A 12469-nucleotide genomic window follows, 5' to 3' on the forward strand; every position below is an offset into this window, starting at 1 on the left:
GACGAACTATTTGGCGTCGATAGAGATTGCCGTGATCTTGCCAACGCCGTTGTCACCCGCGGAATCATATTCGATGGTGACATGATCGCCAGCCCTCAACCCTTCCGGAACCAGATCACCGGCGGGTGTCATATCCCACACCGTCTTGTCATCGAGAATGAGAACGTGATCGACCCGGTCGAAGGCAACTACGACGCCGCTGGTCGAATCAGCCAGGGCAGGCGTTGCCAGCATTGATCCAAGAATTAAGGCTGCAGGAAATAAGCGCATGACATCCTCCGCACGGCTTGACCAACGATGAATGTGCGCCTGTCCTGTCATTCCCGCAAGCGGGAAGATGCGGTATTGCCAAAGCCCTTCGCCGCTGCGGCTGCCGCGAATTTCTACTCCCTGGAGAGGAAGTCATCGACCGTCAAACCTTGGCGGTCAGCCTCCAGATAATCGTCTGTGGTGCGGGTGCGGCGCTGATGGGCAATGGCGAATGGATCGGCACCATCGCGCGACAATTCTTCAAGCCGGCAACTCTCGCACATGTGGATCAAGGCTCGGCGCTCGTCGGTGCTGAACATCCAGTTGCCCTGGAGGCGTTGCTCCACTGCGCGCAGCATTCCACCGGCAGCAAAGGCCTTTCCGCAAGAGGTGCAGCAAGCGGGTTCTTCCTCATGCAATGTCACCGGTTGCATGACACCGGGAGCGAGGTTGAAGCGGCGCTGCAGGGAGATCGCTGATTCAGGGCATGTTGCCTCGCAAATCCCGCATTGCACGCAGGCCGATTCCACGAACCGCAATTGCGGCGTGTCGGGTGTGTCCCGCAGCGCATCGGCAGGGCAGCACGACACGCAAGCCATGCACAATGTGCACGCGGTCGTATCAACCAGCACCGTTCCATAGGGCGCACTTTCCGGCAGCGCGACGAGAGGCGATGCAGGTTTACCGTTATCCGCCAGAACCAGCAGCGCGGCGCGGGCCACTTCCCGTTTCCCGCCCAGGGGAACCGGGGCTGCACGCGAGATTTCCGGCAGATCGGGCAGCGCATAAAGTGCTGCTTCCACCTGGTCAGGATCGGATTCGAGCAAGGTCAGGACCCGGCCAGTCGCGTGGCCGAAGCCATTGAGCAGGGCGTCCGTCAACCTGGTTTCCTCTGCAACCGCACCGAATTCATCAGCTTTTCTAGGGTCACCCAGCACGACAATCTGGCGAAAACCAGCGGCCAGCGCCGCGCTCATCAGGTCGTGGCCGACACCGCTCGTTGCATACATTTCCATCGGGATGACGCGTGCCGGCAGGCCGCGGCCAAAGCGTGCCATCGCCCCGATCAACGGGGTGCCGTGGCTGGCGTCATGCAGCAACAGAACCGGCGCCTGACCGCCTGCGGCCAGGAATGTGCGGGCAAGCGTTTGAAGTCGGGAGATCTGGTCCGCCCGCGGCGGATAGGCATAGGCGACAGCCCCGGTCGGGCAGTGGGCAGCGCAATTGCCACAGCCGCCGCAAATACCGGGGTCGACGACAATCACATCGCCCTGTCCGGTGATCGCGCCGGCCGGGCACTGGTCGATGCACTTTGTGCAACCAGTCTTTCTCGAGCGCTCATGGGCGCAGATCGACGCGTCATAGGTGACATAGAGCGGTTTTTCGAAACTGCCTGCGTAATCGGCTGCCTCAAGTACCGCTTCCAATACCGCCACCGGGTTGCCGGGGTCAGCGCGGAAATACCCATCACGGCCATGCGAGCGTGTGAACAGCGCGGTGCCGCCGGACATGTCGAAGACAACACTGCAACTGGTTTTTGCGCCGTCGCGGGGCATCGTGAATTCCGGCCGTGCGCGCGAAGATGGCAGCATCGCCGCATAGCCGTCGACAACCAGTTCGAAAGCGCCCAGCGAGCCGGTGGCCGAAGCCACACGACCGGCAAAGATCGGAAACTGGAATTCTGACGGCAAGACCAGATCATCGGTCTGGGTCAACAGCAGCGTCACCGACAATGTCCGGTTGAGCCGTTGTGCGGTATCGAACGCTGCCTGACCGCTGCCGATTACGAGGCAAAGCCCGTCACTTTCAAAGGTTCTCAAGCGGGCCGGCGTGACCGGTAGTTTCGCTGCGGCCAGCAGCGCCGCCATTTTCGGCGCCGTCGATGTCTTGTCGGCGGTCCAACCGGCCATTTCGCGAATATTGACGAATGAAACGGCCTCGTGCCCGGCTTCGGCGGCAATCTCTTCAAACAGCGGGCGTTCCTGGGTGCAGGCAATACAGATCGAGCCTTCCGTCGCCAGGGCAGCTTCAATCACATGCATTTCGCTGCGGCAAAGGTGATGATGTGCGGAGACTATCGCATGCCCGTTCGCCAGTTTTTCGGGATCCAGCGACATCGTCTTCTCGCAGTCGCATACAAAAAGTCGGGTTGTATCTAAAACCATCGGACTGCCCTTGTTGTCGTCTGCAAACACCTTATACTTTCAACGACAAGAGGCAACCATGATTGCCTCACCACCGTGGAGGGTTCGGCTGGAGTGTCGCGGGAACTGACCATTATGCTCGGAGTGATTGCAGAAAAACGGCAGTCAATTTCGCGGTGGGCCAAGGATTACTGGATACCTGTCGGCGTGATGCTGGCGCCGGCGGAGCTCAGTGCTGGCGACGTCCTGGTTAGCGATGACCGGATGACGCGTTACTATATGGGCCGGGTCGATTTAACCTGTTATGCCGCCGATACGGAGGCTTATGTCGAGAACTTCAACAGTGGCACGCCGGCGCTCTACGTGGTGTTGCGGCGCGACAGCGAAAACAAGCATCCGCTTGACTGGTACGTCCAGAGCGTCACGGCATCACCGCACGCAGCGCAAGATTACGAAGTAGGCAGCGAAGACATTATCGAACGCTTGCCTATGCCGCCCGAGATTGCCGAATCCATTCTCGAGTTTCTGGATGCCTACCATGTCGAAACGCCGTTTATAAAACGTCGGCGCGACAAGCTCGATCTCGAGGAACAGAAATTCGGCAAGCAACCGATCTTTCTGTCCCGGAAGCGGTCCGATAATGGGGATCTCGATGGTTGACGACGAAAACAAAGACGGATTTTTGTCCCGCTGGTCGAGACGAAAACAAGCGTCTCAGGCAGTTGTCGAGAGTGAGCAAGAGGCCGGGATTGAGGCCGTTGATGTCGCGGAACTCGAGGCTGAACAAGCCAGGCTGGCAGCCGAGATCGAGGAGGCCGAGGTCAATCGGAGTGCTGCCGAAGCCGTCGATCTGGATCAGGTCGAATATGGGTTTGATTTTTCAATCTTCCTCAAGCGCGGCGTGCCAGATCCGTTGCGCAAGAAGGCACTGCAGAAATTCTTCAATTCAAACCCGGTGCTGGCCAATCTCGACGGGTTGAACGATTACGATGAGGACTTCAATAACCCGCTTCACATGGTCTACAAATCGACTTGGGACGTCGCGCGCGGGTTTTTGACCCAAAGCGAGCAGCTCTTGCAGCAGACAACCGGTCGGCTGACGATCGATGAGCCACTCGACGAAGAACCCTTGGAAGACACGCCGGACGAAACTGCAGAATCGGCAGGCGACGCTGCAGAGCTGCCCGACGATGGGATGGACCCCCCGGAAGACGCGGCGGAACTGACCGCCGAAGAGCAGACCGGCGATCCGGGGCTCGAACTGCAGGAGGAGGTTGATGTCGCCGGCCACGAGCCAGATGTCGATGGCACGTCGGATCCGGAGCCGCCGCAACAAAAGCGGATTTCAATCCGGCAACGGCTGAACGGGTGAAGCGCGTGTCAGACGGAGGGATCGGCCAGATGATTGCGCAACATCTCTGTATAGGCGGCGGTCATTTCGGTGACGAAGGCCTCGTGATTGGGAACGTCCAACACATTCTTGGCAACGAAGGCATTGTAGCGCGCGGCGCCATACAGGAATGCCATATGGATGTCGGTGGCGAGAAGCTTGGAATTGGCGGTGTTGGCTACCCGGATGAACCGGTCGGCCAGCCGGACAAATTTTTCCGTTTCGGAGCTTTCGTTAGCGCGTGCCTTGCGGGGTTTGTTGTTGTCCATAAAGGGGTCTCCTCGTCGCTCGAATGGGGCCGGCGCGCATTCACCGGAACCATGACGAGAACTGCGACAACCTGGGTGCACTATCGATCATGGAGTTCGCTGTGACAATCGCCATCGCCCAGATTCTGGATCAGCTGAAACGCGTCAAGGGGCCCGAATTGACCGGCAATATCGTGGATCTCGGTCTGGTTTCCGAGATCGTGGCCCAAGGCGATCAGATCAGTTTTTCAATCAGCGTGCCGCCTCAGCTTGTCGGTCAACTGGAACCGTTGCGTGCCGCGGCGGAGAGGGCAGCCTTGGCGACGCCCGGCGTTGCCAGGGCGCAGGTGACACTAACAACCGATCAGGCGGTCGCCGACCCAGCGCCACAGCCGGTACGATCGGCTCCGACAGCCTCCCAGGCTGATGCTCTTCCGCCACCCATGCAAAAGCGCACGGCACCCGCAGCGCCGGTGCCCGGAGCCAAGGCGCCCGTGCCCGGAATCGACGCCATCATCGCGGTTGCCTCCGGCAAGGGCGGCGTCGGCAAATCCACGACATCGGTCAACATCGCGCTCGCTCTTCAGGCCAGCGGGCTGCGGGTCGGCATACTCGATGCGGATATATACGGCCCATCGATGCCGCGCCTGCTTGGCCTGTCGGGCCGAACCCAGAGCGGCGACGACCGCATGCTGATCCCGCATGAAGCCTACGGCCTCAAGGTGATGTCGATGGGATCGATTGTCGACGAGGAAACCGCCACCGCCTGGCGCGGGCCGATGGTGATGCAGGCCCTGACGCAGATGCTGCGCCAAGTGGCATGGGGCGAACTCGATGTCCTGATCGTCGACATGCCGCCGGGAACCGGTGACGCGCAATTGACCCTGTCCCAGAATGTGCCGCTGGCCGGTGCTGTCATCGTCTCCACGCCGCAGGATCTGGCGTTGATCGATGCCCGCAAGGGATTGAAGATGTTCCGCAAGGTCGATGTGCCGATTTTGGGCATAGTCGAGAACATGAGCTATTTCCTCTGCCCCGATTGCGGTGGCCAACAGGCCGTCTTCGGCCATGGTGGAGCACGCAGCGAAGCCGAGCGCATCGGCGTTCTGTTCCTGGGCGAAGTGCCGTTGGTCATGGCAATCCGGGAAACATCGGACGGCGGCAAACCGATCGTCGTTGCGGATCCCGATGGCGAGCAGGCGCGAATCTACCAGAACATTGCACAGGGGATGTGGACCCGCCTGAGCGAAGAACGAATGTTGGCGGGAGGTCGGGGCTAGGCATGCAGGATTTCGCGGGGGCATTCGGGCTGGCTTTTGGACTGATCGCGTCGGGTGATGCGGATCTGTTCGAAATCGTCGGCCTTTCGATGCGCGTCAGCCTGACAGCGCTGCTGCTTTCGTGCCTTATCGGTTTTCCTTTTGGTGCGCTTCTGGTGGTGCGACGGTTTTTCGGCCGCGGGATTGTCATTGCCTTGGTCAATTCGATGATGGGGTTTCCCCCGGTGGTGATCGGACTGCTGGTCTATCTGACCCTGTCGCGTGCCGGGCCGATGGGTTGGCTCGGCCTGCTTTACACCCCGACAGCAATGATCATTGCCCAGACCTTGCTGATCGCGCCGATTGTCGCGGCGCTGTCGCGGCAGGTCCTTGAGGCGCTGCAGGCAGAGTATGAAGAGCAGTTTCGCTCGCTCGGAATCTCGCGCTGGAGCGCCGTGTTGGCGCTTATCGTCGACGGGCGTTACGGGTTGCTCACTGTCGCGTTGGCCGGTTTTGGTCGCGCGGTGGCCGAAGTTGGAGCGGTGATCATTGTTGGCGGCAATATCGACCATCTGACCCGGGTCATGACCACGGCCATTGCACTGGAAACCTCCAAGGGCGATCTCGGAATGGCGCTGGCGCTCGGCATCATCCTGATGAGTATCGCGATATCGGTCAATCTGGCTGCGAGCGCCCTGCGGGCGGTCGCGGAGAGGCAGGCCTATGCCTGATGCTGCTTCCGTGATCCCGCCAAAACCCGGCGAAGCGGGGCCAAGGACGCCCCGCGACAGGATTTTGCCGGGCGCGCTCAGGATCGAACGGCTGGTGCTTGAGGCTGCAGGAAAAACCCTCGTCAATGTCGAAAAACTTACCCTCGATCCGCATTCGGTAACCGTCATCATGGGCCCCAACGGGGCCGGAAAAAGTCTCTTGCTGCGGTTGGTGCACGGGCTGATCGCGCCGACACGCGGATGGATCAGCTGGGGTGAGGTGGCCTCTGGCGAAGCCACGCGTTCGACCCAGGCGATGGTATTCCAGAAGCCGGTGCTGCTGCGCCGCTCGGTGGCTGCCAATATCGATTTCGTGCTGCGCCGTCGCGCCGGAACCAAAGCAGAGCGCCGGGTGCGGCGCGACGAATTGCTGGCCCGCGTCGGACTGGCGGACCGGGCCGAGCAACCGGCACGGCTGTTGTCGGGGGGCGAACAGCAACGGCTGGCACTGGCGCGGGCATTGGCGACCAGGCCGAAGGTGCTTTTGCTCGACGAGGCGACGGCCAGTCTTGATCCCGCATCGGTTCAGATGATTGAGCAGATTGTGCTGGCAAGCAGCACTGAGCAGACAAAAATTATATTCGTCACCCATGATCTTGGTCAGGCGCGGCGTCTGGCCGACGATGTGGCGTTTCTGCACCATGGGCAATTGACCGAACACCGCCCGGCAGAAGCATTTTTTGCACAGCCGACATCCGAGGCTGCAAAGGCCTATCTGTCGGGCCGAATTGTTCTTTGACGGAAAACTGAACCAACTGAGGAGAAACAAAATGACAACAAGAACCACCCTGTTCGGAGCCGCGCTGCTCTCCGTTCTGGCGACGGCGGCGTCTGCCGAAGATCCGTCAATACTGGTTCAGTCGACGACATCGACGCAGAATTCTGGCTTTTATGATTACATCCTGCCGATCTACAAGGAAGAGACCGGCGTCACCGTCAATGTGGTCGCTGTCGGCACCGGACAAGCCATCAAGAACGCGCAGAATTGCGATGCCGATGTGCTGCTGGTTCACGCCAAACCGGCAGAAGAGAAATTTGTCGCCGACGGCTTCGGTGTTGCCCGCTCCGATCTCATGTACAACGACTTTATCATTGTCGGCTCTGCAGCGGATCCGGCAGCGATTGCCGGCGGCAAGGATGCCGTATCGGCCTTCAAGGCGATTGCCGAAAAGCAGGCGCTGTTTGCCTCACGCGGCGATGATTCCGGCACCAACAAGGCTGAACTCAGGCTGTGGGATCAGGCCGGGGTCGACATCAAGTCGGTGTCGGGTGACTGGTATCGCTCCACCGGTTCCGGCATGGGGGCGACCCTGAACGCCAGTGTCGGCATGGGCGCCTACACGATGTCTGACCGCGCGACCTGGATCAGCTACGGCAACAAGGGCGACTACCAGATCGTGGTCGAGGGCGATCCGGTGTTGTTCAACCAGTACGGCATCATTCTGGTCAATCCGGAAAAGTGCCCCAGCGTCAAGGCGGATCTGGGTCAGCAGTTCATCGACTGGATGACTTCGCCGCACGGTCAGGAACTGATCGCAGCCAACACGCTGGATGGCAAGCAGTTGTTCTTCCCCAACGCCAATCCCTGATCAGCTGTCGATTCCAAACTCTGAAAAGGGCAGGAATGACACCATCCCGCCGCGGGCCACCGACGTCACGCTTTCTGTGATCTCGATCAGGCCCGTGGCCTTTCGTAGTCCCGAAATCAGGCCCGATCCGTCGCGTGCGAATTTGTGCGCGACGGGTCGCCCGTCATCTCCCGGTTCAAGCCAGCCGCGCCAGAATTCGCGGCGGCCGGGCTTCTTGCCGGGAACATCGAAGCTGGCCGCCACCGGAAATCGGACCGGTTCACGGTAGCTGCCGCCACCAAGAATCGTCAGCGCCGGCCGGACATAGAGCAGGAAGCAAACGAAGGCTGCGACCGGATTGCCGGGCAGACCCAGAAAAACGCAATCTTCAATTTGTCCAAAGCTCATCGGCCGGCCCGGCTTGACCGCGATCTGCCAGAGATGGCGCGTGCCCAGCGTGTCGATGGCATTGATGATGTGATCTTCGTCGCCGCGCGAGGCGCCGCCGCTGGTCAGAATCACGTCATGGGTCTTGGCGACATCCGCAAGGGTAGCTTCAATCAGCGCTGCGTTGTCGGGCAGAATGCCGAGATCGGTGACCTCGCAGGGCATTGTACCCAACAGGGCGTGCAGCATTGAGCGGTTGGAATCGTAGACCTGGCCCTGGGCAATTTCCGCACCCGGCTCGAGCAACTCGTCGCCGTTTGACAGGATCGCCACCCGGACCGGTGCGCGCACCTTGACCCGCGCCAGGCCGAAGGACGCAAGGGCTGCCATGTCTTGCGGGCGAAGCCGGGCAGCGCTTTGCAGCACAGCACTGCCTGCCGCTACATCCTCGCCGGCGCGGCGGGCATTGCTGCCGCGCTTGAGATCAAGCGGGACGGTGACCCGGTCGCCTTCGACCGTGCAGTCTTCCTGCATGGCGACCGTATCGGCACCATCGGGTATGGACGCGCCGGTGAAGATGCGGGCCGCTTGTCCGGGCTCGAGGCGATGGCTGCTCAAATCGCCGGCGGCGATGCGTGTGACCACCGGCATCGGGCCTGCGGCGGGCGCGGCAAAGGCGTAGCCGTCGACAGCGGAATTGTCATGCAGCGGCACATTGCGCGGGGCGATGATATCGGCCGCAAGCCAGCGCCTTGAGGTTTTGGCGAGCGGCAGTTCCTCCACCCCGGCGACCGCCGACAATCTGCCGGTAAGAATCGCCAGGCATTCCTCGTGGCTCAGTCGGTCCTTGTCGGTCAGGAAGCAATCCTTCAACAGCTTGCGCGAGGTCATGCAGCAGTCTCTCCCAATCCGGTCTTGAGCGCGATCATATCGGCAATGCCACTGATGTCATCGAGCGCGAACACCGGAATTGTCGCGTCGGGAACCAGATGATCGGCAGCGACGGCGCAAATGTTGGCATCATCATCGGCCAGCGACGTCCGGTCCGCTGCCGCAAGCCTGCGCGCCTCGATTTTTGGGTGGCTTTCGCGCTTGTAGCCTTCGATCAGCACCAGATCACACGGCGACAGCCTGGCCAGGATGTCCTGCAGTGAGGGCTCGTCCGCATCGCCGAGTTCGTGCATGATCGCCCATCTGTGGCCTGACACAATCGCCACTTCCCCTGCACCCGCCAGGCGATGGCGGTGACTATCGGTGCCTTCCTGGTCGACGTCAAACAAGTGATGCGCATGCTTGACGGTGGCAATGCGAAAGCCGCGGCGCGTGAATTCCTCAACCAGCCGGCAGGTCAGTGTGGTCTTGCCCGAGTTCTTCCATCCGGTGATACCGAAGACGCGCTGGATCATGCAGGCGCCCCGGCGAGATGGCGTTCCGCCTCGGCCAGTTCTTCGGGCGTATTGGCATTGAAGAACGGATCCGGCATTCCGTCTCCGTCCGCCTCGAAATCGCAAAACGCAAAATCGTGCCGGTGGACCCAGGCCAGCACCTTCATCGTGTCGCTGGTGACCAGCCACTCAGCCAGATCGTCGCGCAATGCCACCGGCCACAGTCCGAAAACTGAATGCCGGTTGCCACCCGAGCGGGCGATGACAATGCGCTCCGGGCCGCTTAGCTCCGAGAACCGGTCTACCAGATCGAGCGGCAGGAACGGCGTATCTGTCGCGGCACTGACGATGTGGGTGATGCCCGGCAGCTTTGCCGCCCATTCAAGCCCGGTCAGCACGCCGGCAAGCGGGCCGACATGACCGCCGATCGTGTCGGGCAGTACCGGCAGACCAAATTGAAGATAGGGTTCCGGGTCTGAATTGGCATTGATCGCGAGCTGATCCACCTGCGGCGCAATCCGGTCGATCACCCGCGAGATCATCGATTGTCCGGCGAGCATTTGCAGCGCCTTTTCGCCGCCGCCCATCCGCCGCGACAACCCGCCTGCCAACACCAGCCCGGCGATTTTGCTGCTCATGAATCATCCCCCGAAGCGCCCTTGCGGCGATGCCGCGGCGCTTCACCAGCGGCTTCAGCTGGATCACCATCAAATTCGATCCGCTCCAGACCTGCGAGCGCCAGAAACCTTTTGCCGCGCGCCCGGCCGATCAGTGTTAAACCGGCCTTTTGTGCAAGCTCCACGCCCCAGGCCGTGAAACCCGAGCGGGACACGAGGATGGGAATACCCATCATCACGGTCTTGATCACCATCTCCGAGGTCAGCCGTCCGGTGGTGTAGAAAACCTTGTCGTCAGCCGAGACCTTGTTCATGAACATCCAGCCGGCGATCTTGTCGACCGCATTGTGCCTGCCGACATCCTCCATATAGACCAGCGGCACGTCGCCCTGGCACAGCACGCAGCCGTGGATCGCGCCGGCTTCCAGATAAAGGCTCGGCGCAGAGTTGATCTTGTGGGTCAGCGCATAGAGATCCGAGGTTTTTAGCCGCGCATCCGGCGCCAGATGGATGTCGGAGAAATTCTCCATCACATCGCCAAACACGGTTCCCTGGGCGCAGCCCGAGGTGCGCACTTTCTTCTGCAACTTGGTCTCGTAATCGGTCTCGCGTTTGGTGCGCACCACCACCACTTCGAGATCGTCGTCATAATCGATCGCGGTGATCTCGTCGTCGGCCTGCAGCATGTTCTGGTTCAAGAGATAACCGACAGCCATCAGGTCCGGATGATCGCCGATCGTCATCATGGTGACGATTTCCTGGCGGTTGAGATAAAGCGTCAGCGCCTTTTCCGTGACCACCCGTGTAGTCACCTTTGCGCCCAGATGATCGACGCCGGTGACCTCGGCCGAAAGCCGCGGGTCGGAGGGATCGGTCTTGAGCAGAAAACCGTCGTCAGACGGGGGCAGGGCTATCGTCACGGGAACAACTTTCACTTCGAGTCCATCAATGGCCGATGCTAGTGAGATTTGGCTCAAACGCAACTCGCTCCGGCATTGAGTGCAATCAAATTGAACCGCTCTAACCGCGCTTGCGGATACGGTAGCGCATCTCAGGTCCAGTGGTAACGGTGGAGAGCAATTCGTGCCCGGATTCGCTGCAGAAAAACGGCACGTCGATGGCAGAAAGCGGATCGTCGCAAACCAGGCAAAGCACGGCGCCCACCGGCATTTCGCCCAGACGCTTGCGCGCCTTGAGAACCGGCAGCGGGCATTCCAGCCCAAGGGTCAGAAGTTCGACATCAAAATCCATATGCATTACTTAATATGAAATGCGTTCGACTGGAACAGGTTGATTGAGAGTGATGTCAGGTTAATTCCTGACGAGTGCATATCCGGTATGCGCGGAGTTATCAGGCAGCATTTCCGGCCACGTCCTTCCAATGTGCGATCGCCCTGAGTCGATGCAGATGGACTTCGTTGGCCGAGTATTTCTGGTGGGTTGGGACAAACAGATTTCGGACAGCGGAGAAGACATTGACGAAACGTTGCAAAGCGCCCGGCGAGTGGAACCGCTGCATCACTCGCTCCCGTTTCCGCAGAGGAAGATGAGAGTTCTCGGCGCGATTGTTCGACCCTTTGTGTGATTGATGCTCGACGGTGGACATGACTTGACGCCGCATGGCTGCGTAAGAACGAAGTTCGTCGGTGACAATACGCTTCGGCATGGATTTCTGCTTCTTCATCAGCCGGATCAGAAGGCGTTTCGCAGCCCTTTGTGTTTCGGCGTATCTGGGCGATCTCGTCGAGAACGTAGCCGTCCTGATCGACTGCGCGCCAGAGCCAGTATTTCCGGCCGCCGATCGTCACGACCACCTTGTCCAGATGCCGGATGTCGCTCGGGTTTGGCGGCTTCCGACGCAAGCAGTTAGCATAGTACGGGCCGCATTTCTTCGCCCAACAACGGATAGTCTCATAGGAAACGATGAGGCCGCGCTCCAATAGCATTTCCTCCACCAGGCGCAGGCTCAACGGAAATCGCAAGGATAGCCAAACCGTATGGGCTATCACAGCGGGTGGAAAACGATGGCGTTTGCAACTAACAGGGTTCATGTTCATGACGGCCAGATAGCCGCAAAAACTTTCAACTGCAGTTCACCTGACATCACCCTTCAGCCCCATTAGAGCATCCGCCAATCGTCAAGGTCGAGACAACGTCACATCGCCGCTTCGCAGCAATATGCCGCGGAGTAGCGTCGAGAGATTGTACTGTCGTCAGGTCTCCACGCTCGGATAGTCTTGATCCCGCCAATGTTGCAGCTTGGCCGCGAATTCGCGTTGGAATGAAAGCGGACCGGATTTCGCCATGTAGGGCTCCTCATAGATGCCGATAAACATGGTCAGGTTGAGGAAAAAATGCGCGCCCATTTCGAACAGGGCGAGTTAACCTGACATCATGCCCCTGCACTGGCATTGACTCATTGAGATCAACATTGAGACAATGGAACTCGCCT

The 12469-nt window shown here is 60.0% G+C and carries 15 protein-coding genes and 1 pseudogene; 6 read left to right on the forward strand and 10 right to left on the reverse strand.

The features are described 5' to 3' along the window. Positions 1-6: 6 nt before the first annotated feature. The gene (locus tag OEG84_RS17085; protein WP_267654865.1) at positions 7-270 is read right to left on the reverse strand and encodes a hypothetical protein; all 264 of its coding nucleotides are present in this window, start codon (positions 268-270) and stop codon (positions 7-9) included. A gap of 113 nt (positions 271-383) precedes the next feature. After that, positions 384-2291, reverse strand: coding sequence for a 4Fe-4S dicluster domain-containing protein (locus tag OEG84_RS17090; protein WP_267656227.1), 1908 nt, complete (start codon positions 2289-2291; stop codon positions 384-386). A gap of 216 nt (positions 2292-2507) precedes the next feature. Here OEG84_RS17090 and OEG84_RS17095 point away from each other — a divergent pair, with 216 nt between their 5' ends. Together OEG84_RS17095 and OEG84_RS17100 are read left to right on the forward strand one after the other, a co-directional pair. Continuing rightward, on the forward strand, positions 2508-3053 hold the full coding sequence (locus tag OEG84_RS17095; protein WP_267654866.1) for a DUF3305 domain-containing protein: 546 nt from the start codon (positions 2508-2510) through the stop codon (positions 3051-3053). Then, a complete protein-coding gene (locus tag OEG84_RS17100; protein ID WP_267654867.1) occupies positions 3046-3765 on the forward strand; it encodes a DUF3306 domain-containing protein in 720 nt (239 codons plus the stop codon). Before OEG84_RS17095 ends, OEG84_RS17100 begins: the two co-directional genes overlap by 8 nt. An 8-nt stretch (positions 3766-3773) precedes the next feature. On the opposite strand, the gene OEG84_RS17105 is transcribed toward OEG84_RS17100, so the two are convergent. Then, positions 3774-4052, reverse strand: coding sequence for a DUF3144 domain-containing protein (locus OEG84_RS17105; RefSeq protein ID WP_267654868.1), 279 nt, complete (start codon positions 4050-4052; stop codon positions 3774-3776). 101 nt (positions 4053-4153) lie between these two features. Between OEG84_RS17105 and OEG84_RS17110 the strand changes: the two genes are divergently transcribed. From OEG84_RS17110 to OEG84_RS17125, 4 genes are read left to right on the forward strand one after another with little or no spacing between them, the layout of a single operon-like run. Next, entirely contained in the window at positions 4154-5311 is a 1158-nt protein-coding gene (locus tag OEG84_RS17110) for an Mrp/NBP35 family ATP-binding protein (RefSeq protein ID WP_267654869.1), read from the forward strand. Positions 5312-5313: 2 nt separating this feature from the next. After that, positions 5314-6021: an ABC transporter permease gene (locus OEG84_RS17115; RefSeq protein ID WP_267654870.1), complete on the forward strand. Its 708-nt coding sequence runs from the start codon at positions 5314-5316 to the stop codon at positions 6019-6021. After that, on the forward strand, positions 6014-6799 hold the full coding sequence (locus OEG84_RS17120; protein ID WP_267654871.1) for an ATP-binding cassette domain-containing protein: 786 nt from the start codon (positions 6014-6016) through the stop codon (positions 6797-6799). The genes OEG84_RS17115 and OEG84_RS17120 overlap by 8 nt, the downstream gene beginning before the upstream one ends. A gap of 31 nt (positions 6800-6830) precedes the next feature. Next, on the forward strand, positions 6831-7649 hold the full coding sequence (locus OEG84_RS17125; protein WP_267654872.1) for an ABC transporter substrate-binding protein: 819 nt from the start codon (positions 6831-6833) through the stop codon (positions 7647-7649). On the opposite strand, the gene OEG84_RS17130 is transcribed toward OEG84_RS17125, so the two are convergent. The 7 genes and pseudogenes from OEG84_RS17130 to OEG84_RS17160 all read right to left on the reverse strand — a co-directional run bounded on the left by OEG84_RS17130 (position 7650) and on the right by OEG84_RS17160 (position 12383). After that, on the reverse strand, positions 7650-8906 hold the full coding sequence (locus tag OEG84_RS17130; RefSeq protein WP_267654873.1) for a molybdopterin molybdotransferase MoeA: 1257 nt from the start codon (positions 8904-8906) through the stop codon (positions 7650-7652). It abuts the gene before it with no gap. Continuing rightward, positions 8903-9421 carry a molybdopterin-guanine dinucleotide biosynthesis protein B gene (mobB, locus tag OEG84_RS17135; protein ID WP_267654874.1) on the reverse strand — a complete coding sequence of 173 codons (519 nt, stop codon included), beginning with the start codon at positions 9419-9421 and terminating at the stop codon, positions 8903-8905. Before mobB ends, OEG84_RS17130 begins: the two co-directional genes overlap by 4 nt. Next, positions 9418-10038, reverse strand: a complete 621-nt coding sequence (gene mobA / locus OEG84_RS17140) for a molybdenum cofactor guanylyltransferase MobA (RefSeq protein WP_267654875.1) — start codon at positions 10036-10038, stop codon at positions 9418-9420. Before mobA ends, mobB begins: the two co-directional genes overlap by 4 nt. Beyond that, positions 10035-10925, reverse strand: coding sequence for a formate dehydrogenase accessory sulfurtransferase FdhD (gene fdhD / locus OEG84_RS17145; protein ID WP_267656228.1), 891 nt, complete (start codon positions 10923-10925; stop codon positions 10035-10037). The genes mobA and fdhD overlap by 4 nt, the downstream gene beginning before the upstream one ends. 112 nt (positions 10926-11037) lie before the next feature. After that, positions 11038-11268 carry a sulfurtransferase TusA family protein gene (locus tag OEG84_RS17150; protein WP_267654876.1) on the reverse strand — a complete coding sequence of 77 codons (231 nt, stop codon included), beginning with the start codon at positions 11266-11268 and terminating at the stop codon, positions 11038-11040. A 100-nt stretch (positions 11269-11368) separates the two neighbouring features. Further along, positions 11369-12074, reverse strand: a pseudogene (locus OEG84_RS17155) (IS6 family transposase). A gap of 156 nt (positions 12075-12230) precedes the next feature. Then, positions 12231-12383: a hypothetical protein gene (locus OEG84_RS17160; protein ID WP_267654877.1), complete on the reverse strand. Its 153-nt coding sequence runs from the start codon at positions 12381-12383 to the stop codon at positions 12231-12233. Positions 12384-12469 lie beyond the last annotated feature (86 nt).

It is taken from the genome of Hoeflea algicola (assembly GCF_026619415.1).
Classification (GTDB): Bacteria; Pseudomonadota; Alphaproteobacteria; order Rhizobiales; family Rhizobiaceae; genus Hoeflea; species Hoeflea algicola.

Coding starts and splice junctions, on each gene's coding strand:
- OEG84_RS17090 (WP_267656227.1), bottom strand. CDS start 2,291: ATGCATGTGATTGAAGCTGCCCTGGCGACGGAAGGCTCGATCTGTATT.
- OEG84_RS17120 (WP_267654871.1), top strand. CDS start 6,014: ATGCCTGATGCTGCTTCCGTGATCCCGCCAAAACCCGGCGAAGCGGGG.
- OEG84_RS17130 (WP_267654873.1), bottom strand. CDS start 8,906: ATGACCTCGCGCAAGCTGTTGAAGGATTGCTTCCTGACCGACAAGGAC.
- mobA (WP_267654875.1), bottom strand. CDS start 10,038: ATGAGCAGCAAAATCGCCGGGCTGGTGTTGGCAGGCGGGTTGTCGCGG.
- OEG84_RS17160 (WP_267654877.1), bottom strand. CDS start 12,383: ATGGGCGCGCATTTTTTCCTCAACCTGACCATGTTTATCGGCATCTAT.
- OEG84_RS17125 (WP_267654872.1), top strand. CDS start 6,831: ATGACAACAAGAACCACCCTGTTCGGAGCCGCGCTGCTCTCCGTTCTG.
- OEG84_RS17105 (WP_267654868.1), bottom strand. CDS start 4,052: ATGGACAACAACAAACCCCGCAAGGCACGCGCTAACGAAAGCTCCGAA.
- OEG84_RS17100 (WP_267654867.1), top strand. CDS start 3,046: ATGGTTGACGACGAAAACAAAGACGGATTTTTGTCCCGCTGGTCGAGA.
- mobB (WP_267654874.1), bottom strand. CDS start 9,421: ATGATCCAGCGCGTCTTCGGTATCACCGGATGGAAGAACTCGGGCAAG.
- OEG84_RS17115 (WP_267654870.1), top strand. CDS start 5,314: ATGCAGGATTTCGCGGGGGCATTCGGGCTGGCTTTTGGACTGATCGCG.
- OEG84_RS17085 (WP_267654865.1), bottom strand. CDS start 270: ATGCGCTTATTTCCTGCAGCCTTAATTCTTGGATCAATGCTGGCAACG.
- OEG84_RS17150 (WP_267654876.1), bottom strand. CDS start 11,268: ATGGATTTTGATGTCGAACTTCTGACCCTTGGGCTGGAATGCCCGCTG.